Origin of the sequence: Pseudomonas mendocina (assembly GCF_900636545.1) — a bacterium.
In the GTDB taxonomy this organism is placed as follows: Bacteria; Pseudomonadota; Gammaproteobacteria; order Pseudomonadales; family Pseudomonadaceae; genus Aquipseudomonas; species Aquipseudomonas mendocina.
Genome location: NZ_LR134290.1, coordinates 3,139,675 through 3,161,602 on the forward strand (window position 1 = coordinate 3,139,675; position 21,928 = coordinate 3,161,602).

The following is a 21,928-nucleotide window of genomic DNA, read 5'->3' on the forward strand; positions in this document are numbered from 1 at the left end:
TTCGCAGGGGCACCTAGATCGTGCACACCGCCATCGATTCATGCTGTACACGCACACCCTAAGCCAGCCCGCATAACCGGCTCAGCAAGGCGCCATCCAGATGCAGCTCCACCTGGTCCGCCAGGCGCTCGATATCGCGTTCGCGCAGCGCCTGGTAATCCACGGTCTGCACCTCGCGCAGCCCGGCCCAGCGCAACAGCGCAGCACAGGCCGGCGCCTGCTCGAACAGCCCGTGCAGATAGGTGCAGAGCACCTGGCCGTCAGCGCTGAGGCCGCCGTCGCTGCGACCATCGTCGAGCCGCACGGCGCCGTTGAGGTCCGGCCCGCTACTGACGCCTGCGTGAATTTCGTAGCCGCTGACCTGCGCCTGTTCCAGGCACAGTTCGCCGCGCACGTTGCGTAGCTGTTTCTCCGGCTCCAGCACCGTCTCGAAATCCAGCAGACCCAGGCCCTCGCTGCTACCAGCAGCGCCCTCCAGGCCATGCGGGTCATGAATCTGCCGCCCCAGCATCTGCAGGCCGCCACAGATGCCCAGAACCTTGCCGCCGTAACGCAGATGGCGGGCAATGGCCGCGTCCCAGCCCTGCTCGCGCAAGCGAGCCAGATCGGCGCGCACGCTCTTGGAACCAGGCAGGATGATCAGGTCCGCAGGCGGGATGGCCTGGCCTGGGCCGACGAAGGTCAGCTGAACCTGCGGATGCAGGCGCAGTGGGTCGAAATCGGTATGGTTGCTGATGCGCGGCAGTACCGGAACCACCACGCGCAACGCCTGTTCTTCCTTGGTCTGCTGACGGGTGTCGACGGCGTCCTCGGCCTCCAGATGAAAATCCATCAGGTACGGCAATACGCCGAGCACCGGCTTGCCGGTACGCTGCTCCAGCCAGTCCAACCCTGGCTTGAGCAGTGTTATATCACCGCGAAAGCGGTTGATCACGAAGCCCTGGACCCGTGCCTGCTCGCTCGGGCTAAGCAGCTCCAGGGTGCCGACCAGGTGGGCGAACACGCCGCCCTTGTCGATGTCGGCGATCAGGATTACCGGGCAATCGACTGCCTCGGCAAAGCCCATGTTGGCGATGTCACCGGCACGCAGGTTGATCTCGGCCGGCGAGCCGGCGCCTTCGACCAGTATCAGTTGATGGCTCTTGAGCAGACGAGCGTGGGACTCCAGAACCGCCGCCATCGCCACCGGCTTGTAACCGTGATAGGTCAGTGCCTGCATATTGCCAATGGCGCGACCATGGATGATCACCTGAGCCCCCATGTCGCTGTTGGGCTTGAGCAGCACCGGGTTCATATCGGTGTGTGGCGCCAACCCGGCCGCCTGCGCCTGCACCGCCTGGGCACGGCCGATCTCGCCGCCATCGGCGGTCACGGCAGAATTGAGCGCCATGTTCTGTGGTTTGAATGGCGCCACGGACACGCCCTGGCGGCGCGCCCAACGACACAGCGCCGTTACCAGCGTGCTCTTGCCGGCATCGGAGGTGGTGCCCTGCACCATCAACGTCGGCATCAGAGCGTCTCCTCGAGGCTGGCCAGGATCGGCGCGCACTCCAGCAGTCCCTGTTCCAGGCGCAACCAGCCAGCCTCATCCGCTGGCAGGCCAAAACGCAGGCTGTCCAGCTCTGCGAACAACCGCACCAGGATGCCGCGCCGCGCCAACAGCTCCATGCAAGGCACCGCCCGTCGGGTGCAGCAGAACTGGAACAGCGCCGAGCCGCCGGTTACCGGCATACCGCAATCACGCAGCAGCGCTGCCAGACGCTCGCCATCGGCCAGCAGGCGCTCGCGCTGGCGGCGTTGCCCCTCACGATCGAGCAGCAGACTCAACGCTACGCTGCGCGCCGGACCACTGACAGCCCAGGGTCCGAGCAGCGCCTCCAGCTCATCCAGCAGTGCCTGGGCGGCGAGCACGAAGCCCAGACGCAGGCCGGCCAGGCCGAAGAACTTGCCGAACGAACGCAACACGATGAGCCCCGGCATATCGCTGTAGGCAGCCAAGCTCTGCTCCGGGTTGCAGTCCATGAACGCTTCGTCGACCACCAACCAGCCACCGCGCTCGGCCAGCTCATCGTGCCAGTCGAGCAGGCGCGCCGGCTCGATCAGGCGACCAGTCGGATTGTTGGGATTGACCACCAGCAACACGTCGAGCTGTGGCAGGGCTCGATGCACCGAACCCTCGCTGAGCTTGGTGATGCGATGGCCTTCGCGGCGCCAGGCCGCTGCATGCTCGGCATAAGTCGGGGCGAGAATGCCCACGCTGCTGTGCCCGCGCAGGCGTGGCAACGTCTGGATCGCCGCTTGCGAGCCAGCCACCGGCAACAGGCTGACGGCACGGTAGTAATCGCGAGCGGCGGCCTCCAGGCCGTCGTTGGCCTCGGGCAACCGGGCCCAGGCCTGAGCCGGAACGGACGGCAGCTCCCAACCGTAGGGCGCCACACCGGTGGACAGGTCCAGCCAATCCTCCAGGGGAATGCCGTAGCGCTGCGCCGCGGCGCGCAGTCGACCTCCGTGTTCAAGCACCCAGCACCTCCCAGATCATCAGGCACAGCAGCCACAAGGCAACGCCGGCAACCACTCTGTTCATTGCCCGCTCGATTTCCCGCGCACACGGCGCAGGGCCTTCGCCCAGCGTCGGACGTTCGTGCCGCTCGCCATGGTATTCGGCCGCCCCGCCCAGACTCACACCGAGACTGCCTGCACCGGCCGCCATCACCGGGCCAGCATTGGGACTGTCCCACAACGGCGCCTGCCTGCGCCAGCAACGCAGCGCCAGAAGGGTATGCCCGAGTAGCGCATAGGTCAGCGCCACCAGGCGCGCCGGGATGTAATTGAGTACGTCATCGATTTTCGCGGCCGCCCAGCCAAAGCGCTCGAAACGCTCGTTGCGATACCCCCACATGGCGTCCAGTGTATTGCTCAGGCGATACAGCACGACACCAGGCGCACCGGCGACGATGAACCAGAACAAAGCGGCGAAGACCGCATCGGAGCCGTTCTCCAGCACTGACTCGGTGCCGGCACGCGCCACGCCAGTGGCGTCCAGCTCATGGGTGTTGCGGCTGACCATCCAGCCGACGCGCTCCCGCGCAAGCTTCAGATCACCCAGGCGCAGTGCGCGCGCCACCGGTTGCGCATGCTCGTAAAGGCTGCGCAGGCCGAGGGCGAAATACAGGGCGAAGATTTCCACGGCCCAGCCCAGACCACTGACCTGCACCAGCACCCAAGTGAGCAGGGTCAGCGGCAGCACCGCCAGGCACCAGGCAGTGACACCATGGCTGCGCCAGCCGCCACCGGCGGGATTGAAGCGTTGCTCCAGGCGATCGGCCAGGCGCCCGAAGGCCACCAGCGGGTGCGCGCGACGCGGCTCGCCCAGCACGGCATCCAGCGCCACACCGGCACAGGTGATCAGCGCCAGGCTCATCGTTCAGTCACCCTGCACTCCCCATTGATTCTCGAACAGCAACTCGCTCAGCGGCCGAGCCGTGGCCCAGCCCTCTTCAACCAGCATCGGCTTCTCATAGAAGGCGTCTACCGGCCCCAGGCACAGCAGTGCCACCGGCTTGCTGCCAGCCGGCATACCCAGCAGCTCGGCCAGCGCCTCGGGGTCGAACAACGATACCCAGCCGAGCCCAAGGCCTTCGGCACGCGCAGCCAGCCACAGATTCTGAATGGCGCAGGCGACCGAGGCCATATCCATTTCCGGCAGTGTGCGTCGCCCGAAGATATGCGCCTCGCGCCCCTCCATCAGTGCCACCGCCAGCAGCTCGGCGCAGTCACGAATGCCCTCGACCTTCAGGCGCATGAACGCGTCACTGCGCTCGCCCAAAGCGTCGGCGGTACGCACTCGCTCAGCCTCTACCAGCCCATGAGCGGCTTCACGCAGTTGCGGATCACTGATGCGCAAAAAGCGCCAGGGCTGCATCAACCCGACACTGGGCGCGTGGTGCGCCGCTTCGAGCAGGCGCGCCAGAACCTCGGGCGGCACCTCGCCGCCGGCGAAATGACGCATGTCGCGGCGCTCGGCGATGGCCCGGTATACCGCCGCACGCTCCTCGGGGCTGAAGGCGTGCTCGCTCATGGACGCAACAGCGCGGCGGCCGCCTCCGGGTTGGAGGGCAGGTAGAAGTGGATGTAGCTGGCAGTGAGCCGCCCCAGGCGATACACCGCTTCGGCCACCGGCTTGCCGTTCGAGCAGCGGCCCTGTGCCAGTGGCTCGAGCGGACTTTCCAGCCGCGAGTGATGGTAGCTATGACCGCGCAGCTCACCTTCCGGTAGCGTCACGTCCTGTAGGGCCAGAGCCGTCAGGCGTGGCTGCAACGCGGCGCTGCCACTGAGAAGGCCGAGCATGCGCCCGCTGCTGCCCTGCTTGTCGCGCAACTCATCGAGCAGATAGAGCATGCCGCCACATTCGGCGAGCAGCGGTTTGCCGGCCTGGTGATGGGCGCGAATCGCGTCGGCCATGGCCTGATTGCTCTCCAGCACGGACAGGTACAACTCGGGGTAACCACCAGGCAGATAAAGGCTATCCACCTCGGGCAGCTCGCTATCGGCCAGCGGCGAAAAGTAACGCAGCTCTGCGCCCAGTGCCTGCAGCAGATCGAGGTTGGCCTGGTAAAGGAAGGCGAACGCGGCATCACGCGCCACGCCGATACGAACTCCAGCCAGCAGCTCAGGTAGCGGCTCAATCACTGGCGCGGCAAAACTCACCGCCGGCGGTAGGTCGACATCGGCGGTAGCCGCCAGCGCATCGGCCGCAGCATCCAGGCGCGCATCCAGATCAGCCAACTCAGCCGCTTGCACCAGGCCCAGATGCCGACTGGGCAACTCGACTGAAGCACTGCGCGGCAAGGCGCCGAACCAGCGGATGCTGGGCGGCAGTGCATCACGCAGGATATCGCCATGACGCGCGCTGGCGACGCGATTACCGAGTACGCCGGCGAAGGGCAGATCAGGCTGGAAGGTGGCCAGGCCATGGGCCAGAGCGCCAAAGGTCTGCGCCATGGCCGCACCGTCGATCACTCCCAGTACCGGCACGCCGAAATGGCGGGCCAGGTCGGCCGCCGAGGGCTTGCCGTCGAACAGGCCCATGACCCCTTCGATCAGGATCAGATCAGCCTCGCCAGCCGCCTGCCCCAGCAACCGCCGGCTCTCCGCCTCGCCGACCATGGCCAGGTCGAGCTGGTAAACCGGCGCACCACTGGCACGAGCGTGGATCATCGGGTCGAGAAAATCCGGCCCACATTTGAACACACGCACCCGACGCCCCTGGCGCGTATGCAGGCGCGCCAGGGCCGCAGTAACGGTGGTCTTGCCCTGACCAGACGCGGGGGCGGCGATCAACAGCGCCGGGCAGTGACGTGCATTCATCAGAATTCGATGCCCTTCTGCGCCTTCACCCCGGACTTGAACGCATGCTTGACCAGGCTCATTTCTGTGACCGTGTCGGCCGCCTCGATCATCCCCGGCAAGGCGCCACGACCAGTCACCACCACATGCTGTAGCAGCGGCCGGGCCTCGATATCGGCCAACACCGTCTCCAGTTCGAGGTAGCCATGCTTGAGGGCGATGTTCAGCTCATCCAGCACCACCAGGCCAACAGATTCGTCGCTGAGCAGGCGTCGAGCCACGGCCCAGGCTTCCTGCGCCTTGGCGATGTCGCGCTGGCGATCCTGGGTTTCCCAGGTGAAGCCCTCGCCCATCACGTGATAACTGACTTCCTCGGGGAAGCGGCGAAAGAAAGTCTCCTCGCCAGTGCTGGCCGCGCCCTTGATGAACTGCACCACACCAACCTTGATACCGTGACCGAGGGCACGCGCGACCATGCCAAAGGCGCTGCTGCTCTTGCCCTTGCCGTTGCCGCTGTGCACCAGCAACAGGCCGTACTCGTCCTGGGCTTGGGCGATCTTCTCGTCGATCAGGGCTTTCTTGCGCTGCATCCGCGCCTTGTGGCGGACGTCGCGTTCGGCGGACTCACTCATGCTGTGCTCCTGCAAGTCAGGCGCCCTCCGTTGCCTGCATGAACAGAGCGAACGGTAATGAAGGGATCGCGATGCACCGCGCATCCTCATCCAGGCACCAATGGCTGGTCAGGCGAGCGGAAGACAGGCAACACGAACGTCCGGCAGAACCGGAGCGTTGGCCGGACAGCGCCCTCCGCGATGCCGTGGTACTGCGACAGGCCGGTCTCCGGGCTTGTGAGCGAACCTCAAGGTTCGACGCTGCGCCTTCCCGTGCGATGCACAGTGGCGTTGAGCGGCGTTTGACTCACCTACCGTTGCGGGGGCAGCGCCGGCGTTGGAACCGGCTTCCCTGTTTCACCCTGTCGCCATCAGTCATGACGACGCAGGGCACCTGAAGCAAGGCGCGCAGGGTAGAGGCTGGCAACCCTGCCCGTCAACGCCGATGCACTAATGCCTCGGCGTGAATCCGGCCGGCTTGCTCGCCAGCCACTCGACGAAGGTACGCAAGCGCTCGTCCGCCAACAGTGCATCCCGACTGTTGTAGGTCAACGCCAACTCCTTTTCAGTGAACAGTCGATGGATCTGGTTATGGCAGGCCCGGCAAACCCAGAGTGTGGCGGTAATACGCTCATGACGAGCGAAGCGTTTCTGCACATAGGCCTTGTCGTGCAGCGCCTTGGGAATCAGATGATGGCGAGTCAGCGCAACCGGCCGCGCGCAAAGCGCGCAGACCTCAGGCTGGGGCGGCAGGCGAATGGGCTCGGCCATGGCGAATCAGGGGTTGCGTGCAAGCTCGGGCGTGATCACACGCTTGGCATCGAGATAGACGCGCTGCCAATAGACGTTGTCGAGGCTGTCCAGGCGCACGGTGCCGCCACTGGATGGCGCATGCACGAAACGCCCCTCTCCGACATAAATGCCGGCATGGCTAACGGCGCGCCCGCCGTTGGTGGCGAAGAACACCAGATCACCACTCTGCAACGCATCGCGGCGAACGTCAGGAGTGCGCATCGCGCTCAACTCGCGGGTCGAGCGCGGCAGGCTGATACCGGCAGCATCGCGGTAGACGTAGCCGATCAGACCACTGCAATCGAAACCACCTTCCGGCGTGTTGCCACCGTACCGATAGGGCGTACCTACCAACCCCAGAGCACGGAACAACACATCTTCCGCGCCGCCCTGATAGGAGGACGAAGAGACCGGCGGGTGGTAAATGGGCTGTGGGGCTGGAGCACGACTGCTACAGGCGCTCAGCAGCAGTGCGAGGAAAACGAGGACGACGCGGGTCGTGACGGGCATAAGCGAGGCGATCCAGAGCCTGAATGCGCCCTACTCTGCCGATTGCAGACAAACGGCGCAACCCTGGAGTTACGCCGTGACACATCAATTGTGGCGTTTGGCTGCCATCTGCTCTTCTACCGGGGCCAACGCAAGAACGCGCTTGGCCTGCAGGTAACTGCGGTTCCAGTAGCTGTCATCGAGGCTGTCGATGCGCACGCCACCGCTGCGGCTGCTGCTGGAATGGATGAACTGGTCGTCACCCAGGTAGATGCCAGCGTGGCTGACACGACCACGACCGCGATCATTGAAGAGGATCAGGTCGCCCGGCTCCAGGTCAGCACGCGCCACCTTGGGCGCGTCGAGGTTGATCAGCTCGCGAGTGGAGCGAGGCAGCTCCAGCCCGACTTCCTCACGGAACAGGTAACCGACGAAACCGCTGCAATCGAAACCGGATTGCACCGAGGTGCCGCCGTAGCGATAGCGAGTGCCGATCAGCGAACGCCCAAGATCGAGCAGGCTGTCGGCCAACTGCGGCATTTCGTAGGGTTTGTCGTCGATCAGCGCGTTGATTTCATCGTCAGCAGGCTCAGCCTGATGAGACAGTGGACGAGCAGTAGGCTCGACCTTGGCTTCACTGATCTGCGGTTGCGGCGAGTGGCCGGCGCAGGCAGCGAGAAAGACTGTGAGTGCAAGAGGCACGAGGGGTGCGAAGCGTTTTAGCATGGGCACGACCGTGTCGGTTGAATTTACAAGCTGGCGACTATGCCTTCTATAACGCCCATTTGCAAATTCTATCGTCAGAAATGTGACCCAGTGGTTTCGCCGCACCATCTAAAGCGCCCGACCACCTGCCTGGCCGGGCGATTCAGGGCCTAACCGAGAATCTCGCTCAGAGGGATGAACCGCAGCATATCCCCCTCCGCCAGCGTGCTGCCTTCCATCAATTCGGCCAGCCCTTCCGCCCACGCGGCGCTTCGCAAAACACCCGAGCTCTGGTTGGCGTAAGGCACCACACGGCCGCTCTCCAGACGCGCACGCAGATACTCGCGGCGCATGCCCGGCTTGGCCCAGGTGAACCCCGCCGGCATCGCGAAACCCAGAGGCTCCACACGCTGCACGCCGAGACGACGCAGCATGTAAGGACGCGCCAGCAAACCGAAGGTGACCAGCGTCGAAGCCGGATTGCCCGGCAGACCTATCACGGGAACGCCCTGGTAATGACCAAAGGTCAGCGGCTTGCCCGGCTTGATGGCCAGCTTCCACAGGGCCAGCTCACCCGCCTCGCGTAGCGCCAGGCCGAGATAGTCCGCCTCTCCCACCGAAACACCACCCGTGGAAAGAATCAGATCGACCGCGCCCAAGGCGCCAAGCGCTTCTCGGGTGCGCTGCAGATCGTCGGGCAATATGCCCGCATCCACTACAGCGCAGCCCAGGCGCTGCAGCCAGGCGATCAGCAAGCGTCGGTTACTGTTGAATATCTGCCCCGGACCGAGGGCCTGCCCAGGCTCCACCAATTCGTCGCCAGTGGACAGCACCGCAACACGCAAGCGCCGACGCACCGAGAGCTGCGCCGCGCCCAGAGAGGCGGCCAGCCCAAGCTCGATAGGCCCCAGGCGCGTGCCAGCGGGCAGCACGCATTCACCCGTGCGGGTCTCCTGACCTTGAGCGCGAACGTTCTGCCCGACCTTCAGCCGCTCGCGGAAATGCACGCGCCCCGCTTCATCGACCTCGACGTTTTCCTGCATTTCCACGGTGTCGGCGCCTTCAGGCAGCGGAGCGCCAGTGAAAATGCGCGCACAGGTTCCCGGCTGCAGGGGCGCAGGCGCAGTACCAGCCTGAATGCGCTGACTGACCGGCAACGGCTGATCGCTCCAGTCGGCCAACCGCAGGGCATAACCGTCCATGGCGCTGTTGGCCCAGGGCGGCAGATCCAGAGCCGCGATCAGCGGCTCAGCCAGCACCCGGCCATCGGCGTCGGCCAGCGCCACCTGTTCGGTCTGCTCGATGGGCGCGGCGGCAGCCAATGCCAGCAGACGCTCCAGCGCCTCCTCCATGGGCAGCAAGCCGGGATGATCGCAACAGGTAGTCATCCGCGCGACTCGCAGGCAGCCACCGGTTTCAGGTGCGGCACGAAGTTGCAGGGACGATGCCGTGCATCCAGCTGCTCAGCGAGAATCCCATCCCAGGCCGTGCGACAGGCATTGGTCGAGCCGGGCAGGCAGCATACCAGCGTGCCATTGGCCAAGCCGGCCAACGCGCGCGACTGGACGGTTGAAGTGCCAATATCGGCCACGGATATCTGCCGGAACAACTCGCCAAAACCGTCGACCTGCTTGTCCAGAAGGCAAGCGACAGCCTCCGGCGTGCTGTCGCGCCCGGTGAAACCGGTACCGCCGGTAATCACCACAACCTGCACCTGATCCTCGGCGATCCAGGTCGCGACCTGGGCGCGAATCTTGTACAGATCATCCTTGAGCAACACACGGGCAGCCAACTGGTGGCCTGCGTCAGTCAGGCGATCGACCAGCAATTGCCCCGAAGTATCGGTCTCCAGCGTGCGCGTATCACTGACGGTCAGCACGGCAATATTCAGCGGCACGAAAACCGCATCGGCCTTGTGGTTCATGGCAGGCTTCCAATTGGGGGAGAATGGGCGCTGTTATATCACACAGCCTGACTTCGGAGACTGCCCGCATGCCCGCATCCCCCTCCTTCCCCGCCTTCTCGGTGCTGCTACTTTCCGGCGGTCGCGGCCAGCGCATGGGAGGGCGAGACAAGGGGCTGGAACAATGGCGCGGCCGGCCGCTGATTGCCTGGCTGCACGATCTGGCCAGACCGTTGAGCGATGACCTGATCATCTCCTGCAATCGCAATAACGAGCGCTACGCCCACTATGCAGACCAACTGGTCACCGATCCGGACCAGGATTTTCAAGGACCGCTGGCCGGCATTCGCGCCGGCATGCGCGCGGCACGTCACGAGCAGATGCTGGTGCTGCCCTGCGATGCACCGCTGGTGGACCGCGCACTGATCGAGTCACTCCTCGCCCACGCCGGCCGCCAGCCGGTGGTAATTCGCCAGGGCAATTATTGGCAACCGCTATTCTGCCTGCTGCCAACACGATTCAAGGATGATCTGGAGCACGCCTGGCAAACCGGAGAACGCAGCCCGCAACGCTGGTTCAGCCGACTATCGCCGATGGCCGTCGATTGCGACCTGGACGATATGCGGCTGGCCAACCTCAACACCCCCGAAACTCTGGCGCAAAGTGCGCCTGCAAGCTGAAGCCAAACGCCAGTTGCGGAACTCGTACGACAGTTTTACGTCTGAGCGAGGGTATGGCACCCCATTTGTATGCAAGGAGACAAACCATGACTAAACGGATCATCCCCGCCCTGCTGATGACCCTCGGCCTCGCTGTACTGGCCGGTTGCTCCACGCCGTCGGTGATCACGCTGAACGACGGGCGTGAGATCCAGACCGTGGACAAGCCCAAGTTCGATGAAGAATCCGGCTTCTACGAATTCGAGCAGCTCGACGGCAAGCGCGCCACTATCAACAAGGATCAGGTGCAGACCGTCAAGGAACTCTGAGGCGAGATCCTGGGGCTCTGCTGAATGACAACCGGCTCGCGCCGGGCTGCAGAAAAGGATGATTGGCCTGCATATTTTTTCAGGCTAACCCCTTGTGCAGTAAAAGTTTTTCGGTAGAATACGCCTCATTCGGAGTGTAGCGCAGCTTGGTAGCGCGTCTCGTTCGGGACGAGAAGGTCGCAGGTTCGAATCCTGTCTCTCCGACCAAATCAAAAACCCGCCCTAATCGGCGGGTTTTTTATTGCCTGCGTTTTGTCGGTGAGGGGTTTTCAGCTCAGAAAGGCCACCACCTGCTCGGCATCGAATGGCCAGTTCAGCTCGCTGCCGGTGTCGCAACGGCGCAGTACCGGGATACGCAGACCGTACTGATCGACCATCCCCTCATGCTCAGCGATGTCGATCAACTCGACCAGCAGGCCGTTCTCGACGAACGGCATCAGCAGCGCCTCGGCCACCTCGCAGAGATGGCAGCCCAGGGTTCCGAAAAGTTGGCATTCAGGGGTCATGAGCGCACCTTAGTATCAGCAAGGTGCGCAGTTTAGCATCGGCCTGAATCAGCTCGCCTCGCCAACCTTGCCCGCCTGACTGGCGAGCAACGACTGCAAACCGTCGAGCAGGCTGCGATTGAGGCTGTCGGCCTTGTCCAGGCGCGGCTGGTCGAAGCGCTCATCGAGCGAGAAACCACCCTTGAGCAGATCCTTGAGCATGCCACCGGCATCCTTGCCCAGGTCGCCGGCAGTGCGCAGTGCATCGAGCAGCCCCTGTGCATACTCCTGCAGCCCGCCATTGACCGCACTGGCCCCCTGCCCGGCCACCGCGCCGTAGGCATCGGTGGCTTGACGCACACTGGTCTGGGTAAGACGCAGGGACATCGAAGCCAGTTGCTCGCTGTCCATGTCCAACGCCATAGCACGGTCGAAGGCGCCGGCCAGGTCGCCTGCATAGAACTTGTCGGAAAGCTCCTGAACCTGGCTGAAGAGTTTCTCCAGCGCCTTGACCTCGTCCTCGTCCAGTTCACCTTCAACATCTACTTGCCAGCCGCCGATGCGCATGCTGCCGGACTGACTGCTGCCGACCACGCTCGTGGACTTGCCATCGCTGGAGGCAGCAAAGCTGCTCTGCGACCAACTGGCCGAGGCCTGCGCCACGGAAATACGCAGGCGGTCACCATCACGGGTGGTAACCGACAGGTCGAAGGTCTCCGCCAATGCACTGAAGCGCTCGCTGTAGCCTGCCGCCACCCCCACCTTGTCCGAATTGCTCGAAGCAGCACTGCCGAAACGCTTGTCGAGATCGCCAAGGCCATCCTGGATGCGCTTGTAGGTGTCGTCGATGTCGCTGGCCACCTGCCCCTTGAGAGCGCCCATGCCATCGAGAATCTTGCGCGCTTCGGCGAAGCCTTTCTCTACACCTTCGCGCGCCTGGGTCAGGAGCTTATCCAGCTTGGCCGGGTCAGCACCAGCAGCCGCCTCAGTCTGCAGACGCTGCTCGATGAAACCGATGATCCGCCCGGATACCTTTTCTGGGGTGTAATCGTCGCGCGAACCGGAGAGCGAACCCGGTGGCACACCCAACTTCTCGGCCAGTCGGTTGGCCAGTGTGGCTTGCGCGTCGGCAGCATTGTTGCGCGCCGCCATGGACTGGCTGGCTTGCGCAGTACGGGACGCGGCGGAGTTGAGAGTGCTCAGAGGATTCATGGCTGGGTACCTGAATAGGTTATCTGCCGAACTTAACGACCGAATGAAGGCAAGCTTTAACCTTTATCGACCAACGGTTGCCGATTTTTCTCAGCCCGATTGCCTGCGCACGATTTTTTCTGATCGGCGGCGAACCTCGAAAATCCTCGATAACCACAGCCTAGAGCCCGCGCCCGCCCTGCCCCGAAATTGCCTGAAGCCCCGCCAGACTAAAGTCTTACAGTCGACTCGCTAGCCAGATGCTTTATTTCATCGCGCCGTAACTGGCCGGTCAGATTGTGGCCGACCTGCTAATAACAACGAGGAGACAACAATAATGAGCAAGACTCCCATCGCCCGTGCCGTGGCCCTGGCCACGCTGGGCGCCAGCCTGACATTGCCAGGCCTGGCACAGGCTGACTTCATCGGCGACAGCAAAGCCACTCTGGAACTGCGCAACTTCTATATGAATCGCGACCTGCGCGACCCGGGCGTAGCCCAGTCCAAGCGCGAAGAATGGGCGCAGGGCTTCATTCTCAAGGCCGAGTCTGGCTTCACCGAGGGCACAGTGGGTTTTGGCCTGGACGCTTATGCCGGCCTGGGGTTGAAACTCGACTCGTCAGACGAGCGCGCAGGTACTGGCCTGCTGCCCAATGCCTTCGGCAACGAAGGACCGGACGAGTACTCGGAGTTCAGCGGAGCAGTCAAGGCGCGTATCTCCAAGACCGTCGGCAAGGTCGGCGGGCTGATGCCCAAGCTGCCCATCGTCTCCTCGGGTGACTCACGCCTGCTGCCACAGGTGTTCACCGGCGGCATGATCACTTCGCAGGAAATCGATGGCCTGACGCTCAATGGCGGCCAACTGCGTGAAGTGAACCAGCGCGCCTCCACCGACAGGGTCGATATCACCGCCACCAACGTGGCCGGCGAGAGCGACCGCTACAACTTCGCCGGTGGCGACTACAAGTTCAACGGCGGCAACACCACCGTTGGCGTGTGGTATGGCGAACTGGAGGATATCTATGACCAGAAGCTGTACAACCTGATCCATGTACAGCCGATTGGCGACTGGAAGCTGGGCGCCAACCTGGCCTACTTCGACTCCCAGGACAACGGCCGCAAGCTCGGCGGCAAGCTGGACAACGACCTGACCTCGGTCAATCTCTGGGCCGGCATCGGCGCGCACACTTTCCGCGTGGGTTACCAGAAGGTCGGCGGCGACAATGCCTTCCCCTTCCTCGCCGAAACCGACCCCTACATCGTCAACTACATCCAGATTCTCGACTTCACCCGCAAGGACGAGAAATCCTGGCAGGCACGCTATGACGTCAACTTCGCCAGCTATGGCATACCAGGCCTGACGGCCTTCGTACGCTACGTCACCGGCGACGGCTTCGACGGTGTAGGTGGCGCCAGTGGCAAGGAATGGGAGCGCGACGTCGACATCAGCTACATCATTCAGGAAGGCCCGCTGAAAAACCTCGGTGTACGCTGGCGTAACGCGATGGTGCGTTCCAATGCGACCATCGGTGATCTGGACGAGAACCGCCTGATCGTCAGCTACACCATCCCGCTGATGTAAGTTCCACGCCGAAAGGAAAACGCCGCAACACCGGTACCGGGTTGCGGCGTTTTTTGTCTATCTGAAAAACAGTCGGCTAGGCTCTAACGATCTCGGAGGATAACGCGATGGACGACTACCAACCCCTGGCCTGCGATCTCTACGACTATCTCGAGATCGCCTGCATGCACCGCTATCAACTGGATATCGAATTGGTCGACGGCTCTCATCTGCATGGCCAGGCCCTGACCACGGAAACCACGGCGAGCAAGGAGGAATTTCTCCTGGTACGCACGGCCGATAGCGAGCAGCGCCTACGCATGGATCGGTTGCTGGCCATTACCCCACAGGACGCAGGCGCCAGCTTTGGCCGGGTATTGTTGAGCGGCAAGAGCTGCTGAATGCGGCTCGGCTAGCCCAAGGGTGCAGCACGTCCAGCGGCAAGCGCATCAACCTGAGGTGCGCATAGCGCACCCTATGCAAGCAAGCGTGCAGTAACGCAGCATCACCACATCAGATCGTCAGGGATCTGATAGGCCGCGTAAGGATCATCGGCATCCGGCTCTTCAACGTGGGTATTGAGCAGGAGGATACGCGAAGCATCGCGCTCCTGAATCTTCAGCGCCGCCTCACGCGGAATGATTTCATAACCACCGCCATGGCGAACGATGGCCAGCCAGCCGTTGGACAGCTTGTTGCGCACCAGGGTGTTGACCGGCAGGCGCTTGACCTTCTTGTCGTCGACGAAGTTGTAGTAGTCCTCGCCATCGAGCTTGGGTAGGCGCGAACGCTCGATCAGTTGCTTGATCTGCGCGGTACGGGCTTTCTGTTCGGCTTTTTCCTGCTGCTGGCGGTTCAGCTCCTGATCGCGTGCCGCCTTCTCGGCCTGGGCCTGCAGTGCGGCCTGACGGGTACTGTCGTCCAGCTCGGCCTGGCCCTTGTGCGCCAGACGCTTCTGCTTCTGCTGCTGTTTGCCAACCTGCTTGGCCTGTTTTTCATTGACCAGGCCGGCTTTGAGCAGCTGGTCGCGCAGGGAAAGACCCATGAATAAAGATCCCGAACATAATTGTGTTGCGGCAGCGACGCAGATTGCGCGCTGCCAGTCCAAGACGCCCAGCATAAGGGCTAAGGCGCAGCGGCTCCAGCCCGAAAACCTCGCGTAAGCTCTGACGCAGTCCGTGCGGGACGAATCAAACGCTTTGCGGATTTCATCCGACTGGAGTGTTCAGCAACCGGGAGTTTGCTTCTCCAGCTTCTTCGCCTCCCCCCAAAGGGCGTCCAGCTCCTCCAGCGAGCAGCCATCCAAGCTGCGGCCGGCTTCGCGAACGCTTTGCTCGATAAAGCGAAAGCGTCGCTCGAACTTGCCATTGGCAGCACGCAGTGCGGCTTCCGGATCGACCTTCAGGTGACGCGCCAGATTGGTCACCACGAACAGCAGATCGCCGATCTCCTCGGCCACCGCCTCGGCGTCGTTCTCGCTCATGGCTTCGAGCACTTCATCCAGCTCTTCGCGCACCTTGTCCACCACCGGCAGCGCTTCTGGCCAGTCGAAACCGACCTGGGCCGCACGCTTCTGCAGCTTGGCGGCACGCGAAAGCGCCGGCAGCGCAGTGGGTACGTCGTCGAGCAGGGACAGTTGCTCAGGCGCCGCGGCCTTTTCGGCGCGCTCCTGCGCCTTGAGCTCTTCCCAACGCTGCTTGACCGCGGCCTCCTCCAGCTTCGTCGCGTCCGTAGCGCCATACAGATCACCATCTGGGAACACATGCGGGTGGCGGCGAATCAGCTTGCTGGTGATGCCATCGACCACCCTGGCGAAGTCGAAACGCCCCTCCTCCTGCGCCAACTGGCTGTAGTAAACCACTTGGAACAGCAGGTCACCGAGCTCGCCCGGCAGGTGATCGAAGTCGCCCCGCTCGATGGCGTCGGCGACTTCGTAGGCCTCTTCCAGCGTGTAGGGCACGATGCTCGCGTAGCTCTGCTTGAGGTCCCACGGACAGCCGTGTTGCGGGTCACGCAGGCGCGCCATCAGGTGCAGCAGGTCGTCGAGTTGGTACATGAATGCGTCCTGTCACGCCACGCGGTGGCGACGCGCCTCGATGATATTGGGCAACTGACCGATGCGCGCCAGCAGACGCCCGAGCGCATCGAGCCCGGGAATCTCCACGGTGATCGACATGGAGGCGGTGTTGTCCTCCTTGTTCGAGCGGGTGTTGACCGCCAGCACGTTGAGCTTCTCGTTGAGCAGCACCTGGGTGACGTCCCGCAGCAGACCGGAACGGTCGTAGGCCTTGATGACGATCTCCACCGGATAGGTCTGCACCGGCACCGGCCCCCAGCTCACCTGGATCATCCGCTCAGGCTCGCGCGCGGATTGTTGCAGCGCCGTGGGGCAGTCCTGACGGTGGATGGTGACGCCGCGACCGAGGGTGATGTAACCAACGATGGGGTCACCCGGCAGCGGCTGGCAGCAGCCGGCCATTTGCGTCAGCAGGTTGCCGACACCCTGGATCTGGATGTCGCCGCGCTTGCCCGGCTTGAAGCCCTGCGCCTTGCGCGGGATCAGCTCGAGCTGCTCGTTACCACGCTCCGGCTCGACCAGTTGCTGGGCCAGATTGACCGCATGGGCCAGGCGCACGTCGCCGGCGCCCAGGGCCGCGAACAGGTCCTCGGCGCTCTTCAGGTTGGCCTTCTCGGCCAGCTTGTCGAAGTCCGCACCGACCAAGGCCATCCGTGCCAGTTCACGCTCGAGCAACTGCTTGCCAGCAGCGACGTTCTGGTCACGATCCTGCAGCTTGAACCAGTGGACGATCTTCGCCCGGGCACGGCTGGTGGTGACGTAGCCCAGGTTGGGGTTGAGCCAGTCACGGCTCGGCGAGCCCTGCTTGCTGGTAATGATCTCCACCTGCTCACCGGTCTGCAGGCTGTAGGTCAGAGGCACAATGCGCCCGTTGATCTTGGCGCCACGGCAGTTGTGGCCGATCTCGGTGTGTACGCGGTAAGCGAAGTCCAGCGGCGTGGCGCCCTTGGGCAGGTCGATGGCGTGGCCGTCCGGGGTGAAGACGTAGACCCGATCCGGCTCGATATCCACACGCAACTGCTCGGCCAGGCCGCCGATGTCGCCCAGCTCCTCATGCCACTCGATGACCTGACGCAGCCAGGAGATCTTCTCTTCATAGTGGTTGGAGCCGGATTTGACGTCGGTGCCTTTATAGCGCCAGTGCGCGCAGACGCCCAGCTCAGCCTCTTCGTGCATGGAGTGGGTGCGGATCTGCACCTCCAGTACTTTGCCTTCCGGGCCGAGCACGGCGGTGTGCAGCGAGCGATAGCCATTCTCCTTGGGGTTGGCGATGTAGTCGTCGAACTCCTTGGGGATGTGCCGCCACAGGGTGTGCACGATACCCAGGGTGGTGTAGCAGTCGCGCACCTCCGGCACCAGCACGCGCACCGCCCGTACATCATAGATCTGGCTGAACTGCAGGCCCTTGCGCTGCATCTTGCGCCAGATCGAATAGATGTGTTTCGCCCGGCCGCTGATGTCGGCCTTGATACCAGTAGCTTCCAGCTCCTGGCGCAGGTGCGCCATGGCATCGTTGATGTACTGCTCGCGATCCAGGCGGCGTTCATGCAGCAGCTTGGCGATCTGCTTGTACTGATCCGGCTCCAGGTAGCGGAAGGACAGGTCCTCCAGCTCCCACTTGATATGGCCGATGCCCAGGCGGTGAGCCAGCGGTGCGTAGATGTCGAACACCTCGCGCGCGACGCGCTGGCGCTTCTCTTCGTCGGCTTCTTTGACCGCGCGGATGGCGCAGGTGCGCTCGGCCAGCTTGATCAGCGCCACCCGTACATCGTCGACCATGGCCACTAGCATCTTGCGCAGGTTCTCGACCTGCGTCTGCGAGCCGACCACCACCGACTCACGCGGATTGATACTGGCACTGATCGCTGCCATACGCAGCACGCCTTCGATCAGCTTGGCCACCACTGGGCCGAAACGCTGGTGAACGGCGGCCAGGGTGATCTTGCCCTCACGCACGCCGCGATAAATGATCGCTGCGACCAACGAATCCTGATCGAGTTTGAGATCGGCAAGGATTTCCGCGATATCGAGGCCGGCGCGAAATGTCGACCCACCCTCGCTCCAATGATGCTGGGTGGTGTTGGCCTGCTGTTCCAGATCGCGGGCGAATTCGCAGGCCTCTTGCAACGCCTTGCGATCCAGCGCCGGATCGACGCGGGTGACATGATCCAACCAGGCCTCAAGATTGATGCTGCCGTCGTCGTTGACTGGCTGATGCGCTCTCACCTGAACCATCGTCTTACCTTCCCTACGGTGCGCATACGCTACACCGAGCAGTCGCCGGCCTTCTCTGAGCCGGTCGGATTAACTGAAAGGATGCGCATCCTGCGCACCCCTGCGGCACCGAACGTACCGCTTTGACAGATCGTTGAAAAACGACCTGTTGGACCGAGGCTAGGCCTCGGGCTTCTCGAATAAAGCCATCGCCTCGACATGCGCGGTCTGCGCGAACATGTCGAGAATCCCGGCGCGGCGCAGGCGGTAGCCCTGCCGCACCAACTCGGCGGCGTCGCGCGCCAGCGTGGTCGGGTTGCAGGATACATAGACCAGACGCCGTGCGCCCAACTCACTCATCCCACGTACCACCTCCAGCGCCCCGTCGCGCGGCGGGTCGAGCAGCACCGCGGGAAAACCACCGCGCGCCCACGCCTCACTGGCCAGCGGGTTGGACAGGTCGGCACGATAAAAGTGCGCATTGCCCAAGCCATTGTTTCGCGCGTTGGCTGCAGCCCGCAGCACCATTGCCTCGACGCCCTCCACGGCCACCACTTCAGCGCCCTGCCGCGCAAGCGGCAGGGCGAAATTGCCCAGGCCGCAGAACAGATCCAGCACCCGCTCACCAGGTTGCACTGCCAACCAGTCTAGCGCCTGCGCGACCATCGCCTCGTTGACCAGACCATTGACCTGCACAAAATCGCCAGGCCGATAAGCCAGCTGCAATTGCCAGCGCTGCAGTTCGAACCCCAGCTCGGCGCAAGGGTCGTCCGGCTGGGGCTGACCTTCGCCCTGCAGCCACAGCTGCGCGCGGTGTTCACTGCAGAACACGCGCAGGCGCTTCAGGTCAGTTTCGGCCAGGGCGGCGGTATGGCGCAGCAGCACGGATTCGGCCGTACCGCTGAACAATTCCACATGGCCAACTGCCTGCGGCTTTTCCAAGCTGCGTAGCAAAGCCGGCAAGGCGCTGAAAATAGGCTGCAAGGGCTGTACCAGCACAGGGCACTCATCGATGGCGACGATGTCCTGGCTGGCTTCGGCACGGAAGCCAACCTGTAGCTGACGCGCCTTGGCGTCCCAGCGCACGGCGACGCGCGCACGGCGGCGGTAGCCCAGTTCTGGGCCCGTCAACGGCGCTGCCCACTCGTCTGGTTGGATACCACCCAGACGGGACAGCTGCTCGGCCAGCGTGCGCTGTTTCAGGGCAAGCTGATCGGCATGCGGCATATGCTGCAGGTTGCAACCACCACAGCGATCGGCATGCGCGCAAGGCGCCGCACGGCGCTCGTTGCTGGCAGTGATGATGCGCTCGACACGCGCCTCGACGGTCTGGCTGCGAGCACCGAGCACACGTGCCTCGACCTGCTCGCCAGCCAGTGCACCGCTGACGAACCAGGTGCGCCCACCTTCAAAGGCAATACCACGGCCGTCACCGGCCAGACGCTCGATGGCGAGCTTCTGCTTCTTGCCGACCGGAACCTGCACCGCGCGACTGCCGCCACTGGGCTGAAAGCGCAGGTTGGAGTTGCGTCTGGCCATCAGTGTGCCGGTTCTTCGTAAACGCCGGTCGACAGGTATCGGTCGCCACGGTCGCAGATGATCGCCACCAGCACTGCGTTCTCTACCTGCTGCGACAAGCGCAGCATGCCGGCCACCGAGCCGCCGGAGGAAACACCACAGAAGATGCCCTCTTCCCGTGCCAGGCGCCGCATGACGTGCTCAGCCTCGGCCTGGCCCATGTCCATCACCTGATCGACACGCTCGGCCTGATAGATCTTCGGCAGATATTCTTCCGGCCAGCGGCGGATGCCCGGGATGGCCGAGCCTTCCTGCGGCTGCAGACCGACGATCTGGATCGCCGGGTTCTGCTCCTTGAGGTAGCGCGAGGTGCCCATGATGGTACCGGTGGTGCCCATGGAGCTGATGAAATGGGTGATGGTTCCGCCGGTCTGGCGCCAGATTTCAGGGCCGGTACCGCTGTAATGCGCCTCTGGATTGTCACCATTGGCAAACTGGTCGAGCACCTTACCGCGCCCTTCAGCTTGCAGCTTCTCGGCCAGATCCCGAGCGCCTTCCATGCCTTCCTCCTTGCTGACCAGGATCAGCTCGGCGCCATAGGCGGTCATCGCCCACTTGCGCTCGGCGGTGGAGTTGTCCGGCATGATCAGGATCATCTTGTAACCCTTGATCGCCGCGGCCATGGCCAGGGCGATACCGGTATTGCCGCTGGTCGCTTCGATCAGGGTATCGCCGGGCTGGATATCACCACGCAGCTCGGCGCGGTTGATCATCGACAGTGCCGGGCGGTCCTTGACCGAACCGGCCGGGTTGTTGCCTTCCAGCTTGACCAGCAGGGTGTTGCTGGTGTCACCGCCCAGGCGTTGCAGACGTACCAGGGGGGTATTGCCGATGCAGTCGGCAATGGTGGGAAATTGCAGGGTCATGGGTCGCTCGAATCCAGACTGACGCGAAGGGGCGTCATGATACGCCGAACCCGTGGCTTCATCACGCCAATGTCGGTTTCAAGGCGTGATCCGAGGCGCTGCACGGACTGCAATCCGTGCAGCGCCACTTCATTCATTGCGCGGCGGCAAAATCCTTCAGGGTACGCATCAGCCCCTGATAACCGCCGGTGGCGATGTACCAGGTCGCGGGCTCCAGATAGAACACCTTGCCCTGCTGCCAGGCCGGACTGGCGGCGATACCGGCGTGCTTGCCAAGGGTTTCGACGCCCTTGCCTTCGCCGCCAGTGGCTGCGCCACGGTCGAGGATCACCAGCCATTGCGGCTGTTCTTTCAAGGCTGCCTGCAGGCGTACCCTCTGACGCTCGCGCAGTTCCCTGGCCTCGGGCGAATCCGGCGCTGGCCGGCCCTGAGGCACGCTTGCCGGATCGACCGCTTCCACCACCGAACGCGTGTCCAGCACTTCGTTGAGCATGCCGAAGCGCTCGCCCGGCGCATGCAGTATCAGCGCATCATTGATGGTGAACAGGGTCAGCGAGCTTTGACCGGCGGTCTTGGCATGCACCGCAGCCAGCTCCTGGCGCAATTCTGCGTCGAGCTGCGCAGCTTGGCCCTGCTTGTCGAATATCTCGCCCAGCACCTTTATGTTGCTCCGCACACCCGCCAGGAACTGGTCCGGCGCGATGCTCAGATCGATGGTCGGCGCCAACGTGGCAAGCATCTCGAACTGATTGCTGGAACGGCCGCCGATGATGATCAGGTCAGGCTTGAGGCGTTCCAGCGCTGCCTGATCCGGTTCGAACAAGGTGCCGATATTGACCGCCTCGCGCGCCCCGTACCTGTTTTTCAGATAAGCCGGCCCGACCATTTGCGGCACGCCGGCAACGGCAATACCAAGGGCATCGAGCGTGTCGAGCACACCCAGATCGAACACCGCTACACGCTTGGGCGCCTCGTCCAGAGTCAGCGTGCCCTGAGCATGCTCGATGGCCAACGGATAGCCTGCTTGAGCCGATGCGCAGAGCATCAGCAGAGCAATCAGCGCAACGCCGATCCGGCCCAGGGGGATACGCCTCGAATTCATCACTTGCCCTCAATTGCCAT

General features: G+C 63.5%; 23 protein-coding genes, 1 tRNA gene and 1 riboswitch. Of the genes, 5 read left to right on the forward strand and 19 right to left on the reverse strand.

What is annotated here, in order from left to right:
• Positions 1-58: 58 nt before the first annotated feature.
• The 11 genes from EL191_RS14505 to moaB form a co-directional block, all read right to left on the reverse strand.
• Positions 59-1,510, reverse strand: coding sequence for a cobyric acid synthase (locus tag EL191_RS14505; protein ID WP_041980897.1), 1,452 nt, complete (start codon positions 1,508-1,510; stop codon positions 59-61).
• On the reverse strand, positions 1,510-2,520 hold the full coding sequence (gene cobD, locus EL191_RS14510) for a threonine-phosphate decarboxylase CobD (protein ID WP_013716207.1): 1,011 nt from the start codon (positions 2,518-2,520) through the stop codon (positions 1,510-1,512). Before cobD ends, EL191_RS14505 begins: the two co-directional genes overlap by 1 nt.
• Positions 2,513-3,421: an adenosylcobinamide-phosphate synthase CbiB gene (gene cbiB, locus EL191_RS14515; protein ID WP_041980895.1), complete on the reverse strand. Its 909-nt coding sequence runs from the start codon at positions 3,419-3,421 to the stop codon at positions 2,513-2,515. The genes cobD and cbiB overlap by 8 nt, the downstream gene beginning before the upstream one ends.
• Positions 3,422-3,424: 3 nt before the next feature.
• Positions 3,425-4,078: a 5,6-dimethylbenzimidazole synthase gene (bluB, locus tag EL191_RS14520; protein WP_041980893.1), complete on the reverse strand. Its 654-nt coding sequence runs from the start codon at positions 4,076-4,078 to the stop codon at positions 3,425-3,427.
• On the reverse strand, positions 4,075-5,367 hold the full coding sequence (locus EL191_RS14525; RefSeq protein ID WP_041980892.1) for a cobyrinate a,c-diamide synthase: 1,293 nt from the start codon (positions 5,365-5,367) through the stop codon (positions 4,075-4,077). The genes bluB and EL191_RS14525 overlap by 4 nt, the downstream gene beginning before the upstream one ends.
• Positions 5,367-5,978, reverse strand: a complete 612-nt coding sequence (gene cobO, locus EL191_RS14530) for a cob(I)yrinic acid a,c-diamide adenosyltransferase (RefSeq protein ID WP_041980890.1) — start codon at positions 5,976-5,978, stop codon at positions 5,367-5,369. Before cobO ends, EL191_RS14525 begins: the two co-directional genes overlap by 1 nt.
• A gap of 182 nt (positions 5,979-6,160) precedes the next feature.
• Positions 6,161-6,370: riboswitch (cobalamin riboswitch) on the reverse strand.
• 37 nt (positions 6,371-6,407) lie between these two features.
• Entirely contained in the window at positions 6,408-6,728 is a 321-nt protein-coding gene (locus EL191_RS14535; RefSeq protein WP_017362904.1) for a hypothetical protein, read from the reverse strand.
• 6 nt (positions 6,729-6,734) lie between these two features.
• A complete protein-coding gene (locus tag EL191_RS14540) occupies positions 6,735-7,259 on the reverse strand; it encodes a C40 family peptidase (RefSeq protein ID WP_041980889.1) in 525 nt (174 codons plus the stop codon).
• An 84-nt stretch (positions 7,260-7,343) separates the two neighbouring features.
• On the reverse strand, positions 7,344-7,964 hold the full coding sequence (locus EL191_RS14545) for a C40 family peptidase (protein ID WP_017362906.1): 621 nt from the start codon (positions 7,962-7,964) through the stop codon (positions 7,344-7,346).
• Positions 7,965-8,113: 149 nt separating this feature from the next.
• On the reverse strand, positions 8,114-9,331 hold the full coding sequence (locus tag EL191_RS14550; protein WP_041980888.1) for a molybdopterin molybdotransferase MoeA: 1,218 nt from the start codon (positions 9,329-9,331) through the stop codon (positions 8,114-8,116).
• Positions 9,328-9,867: a molybdenum cofactor biosynthesis protein B gene (gene moaB / locus EL191_RS14555; RefSeq protein WP_017362908.1), complete on the reverse strand. Its 540-nt coding sequence runs from the start codon at positions 9,865-9,867 to the stop codon at positions 9,328-9,330. Before moaB ends, EL191_RS14550 begins: the two co-directional genes overlap by 4 nt.
• Before the next feature lie 68 nt (positions 9,868-9,935).
• On the opposite strand from moaB, the gene mobA reads away from it, so the two are divergent.
• The 3 genes from mobA to EL191_RS14570 all read left to right on the forward strand — a co-directional run bounded on the left by mobA (position 9,936) and on the right by EL191_RS14570 (position 11,041).
• A complete protein-coding gene (mobA, locus tag EL191_RS14560) occupies positions 9,936-10,526 on the forward strand; it encodes a molybdenum cofactor guanylyltransferase MobA (RefSeq protein ID WP_041980887.1) in 591 nt (196 codons plus the stop codon).
• 86 nt (positions 10,527-10,612) lie between these two features.
• A complete protein-coding gene (locus tag EL191_RS14565) occupies positions 10,613-10,834 on the forward strand; it encodes a YgdI/YgdR family lipoprotein (RefSeq protein WP_013716218.1) in 222 nt (73 codons plus the stop codon).
• Between the two features lie 130 nt (positions 10,835-10,964).
• Positions 10,965-11,041 (forward strand) — tRNA-Pro (locus EL191_RS14570).
• 62 nt (positions 11,042-11,103) lie between these two features.
• On the opposite strand, the gene EL191_RS14575 is transcribed toward EL191_RS14570, so the two are convergent.
• Together EL191_RS14575 and EL191_RS14580 are read right to left on the reverse strand one after the other, a co-directional pair.
• Positions 11,104-11,340: a glutaredoxin family protein gene (locus tag EL191_RS14575; protein WP_013716219.1), complete on the reverse strand. Its 237-nt coding sequence runs from the start codon at positions 11,338-11,340 to the stop codon at positions 11,104-11,106.
• A 48-nt stretch (positions 11,341-11,388) separates the two neighbouring features.
• On the reverse strand, positions 11,389-12,531 hold the full coding sequence (locus EL191_RS14580; protein WP_041980886.1) for a DUF5610 domain-containing protein: 1,143 nt from the start codon (positions 12,529-12,531) through the stop codon (positions 11,389-11,391).
• Between the two features lie 316 nt (positions 12,532-12,847).
• Between EL191_RS14580 and EL191_RS14585 the strand changes: the two genes are divergently transcribed.
• Both EL191_RS14585 and EL191_RS14590 read left to right on the forward strand, forming a co-directional pair.
• A complete protein-coding gene (locus EL191_RS14585) occupies positions 12,848-14,092 on the forward strand; it encodes an OprD family porin (RefSeq protein WP_041980885.1) in 1,245 nt (414 codons plus the stop codon).
• A gap of 107 nt (positions 14,093-14,199) precedes the next feature.
• Positions 14,200-14,472, forward strand: coding sequence for a Rho-binding antiterminator (locus tag EL191_RS14590; RefSeq protein WP_041980884.1), 273 nt, complete (start codon positions 14,200-14,202; stop codon positions 14,470-14,472).
• 104 nt (positions 14,473-14,576) lie between these two features.
• Here the strand turns inward: EL191_RS14590 and EL191_RS14595 are convergent, their stop codons facing one another.
• From EL191_RS14595 to EL191_RS14620, 6 genes are all read right to left on the reverse strand, one after another.
• Complete coding sequence (locus EL191_RS14595; protein ID WP_041980883.1) at positions 14,577-15,116, reverse strand: DUF2058 domain-containing protein; 540 nt, start codon at positions 15,114-15,116, stop codon at positions 14,577-14,579.
• A gap of 180 nt (positions 15,117-15,296) precedes the next feature.
• Positions 15,297-16,127, reverse strand: coding sequence for a nucleoside triphosphate pyrophosphohydrolase (gene mazG / locus EL191_RS14600; protein WP_041980882.1), 831 nt, complete (start codon positions 16,125-16,127; stop codon positions 15,297-15,299).
• A gap of 12 nt (positions 16,128-16,139) precedes the next feature.
• On the reverse strand, positions 16,140-18,383 hold the full coding sequence (relA, locus tag EL191_RS14605) for a GTP diphosphokinase (protein WP_041980881.1): 2,244 nt from the start codon (positions 18,381-18,383) through the stop codon (positions 16,140-16,142).
• Between the two features lie 159 nt (positions 18,384-18,542).
• Positions 18,543-19,901, reverse strand: a complete 1,359-nt coding sequence (rlmD, locus tag EL191_RS14610) for a 23S rRNA (uracil(1939)-C(5))-methyltransferase RlmD (protein WP_041980880.1) — start codon at positions 19,899-19,901, stop codon at positions 18,543-18,545.
• Positions 19,901-20,806 carry a cysteine synthase CysM gene (gene cysM, locus EL191_RS14615; RefSeq protein WP_013716227.1) on the reverse strand — a complete coding sequence of 302 codons (906 nt, stop codon included), beginning with the start codon at positions 20,804-20,806 and terminating at the stop codon, positions 19,901-19,903. Before cysM ends, rlmD begins: the two co-directional genes overlap by 1 nt.
• Positions 20,807-20,939: 133 nt before the next feature.
• Complete coding sequence (locus EL191_RS14620; protein ID WP_041980879.1) at positions 20,940-21,908, reverse strand: siderophore ABC transporter substrate-binding protein; 969 nt, start codon at positions 21,906-21,908, stop codon at positions 20,940-20,942.
• Positions 21,909-21,928: the final 20 nt, after the last annotated feature.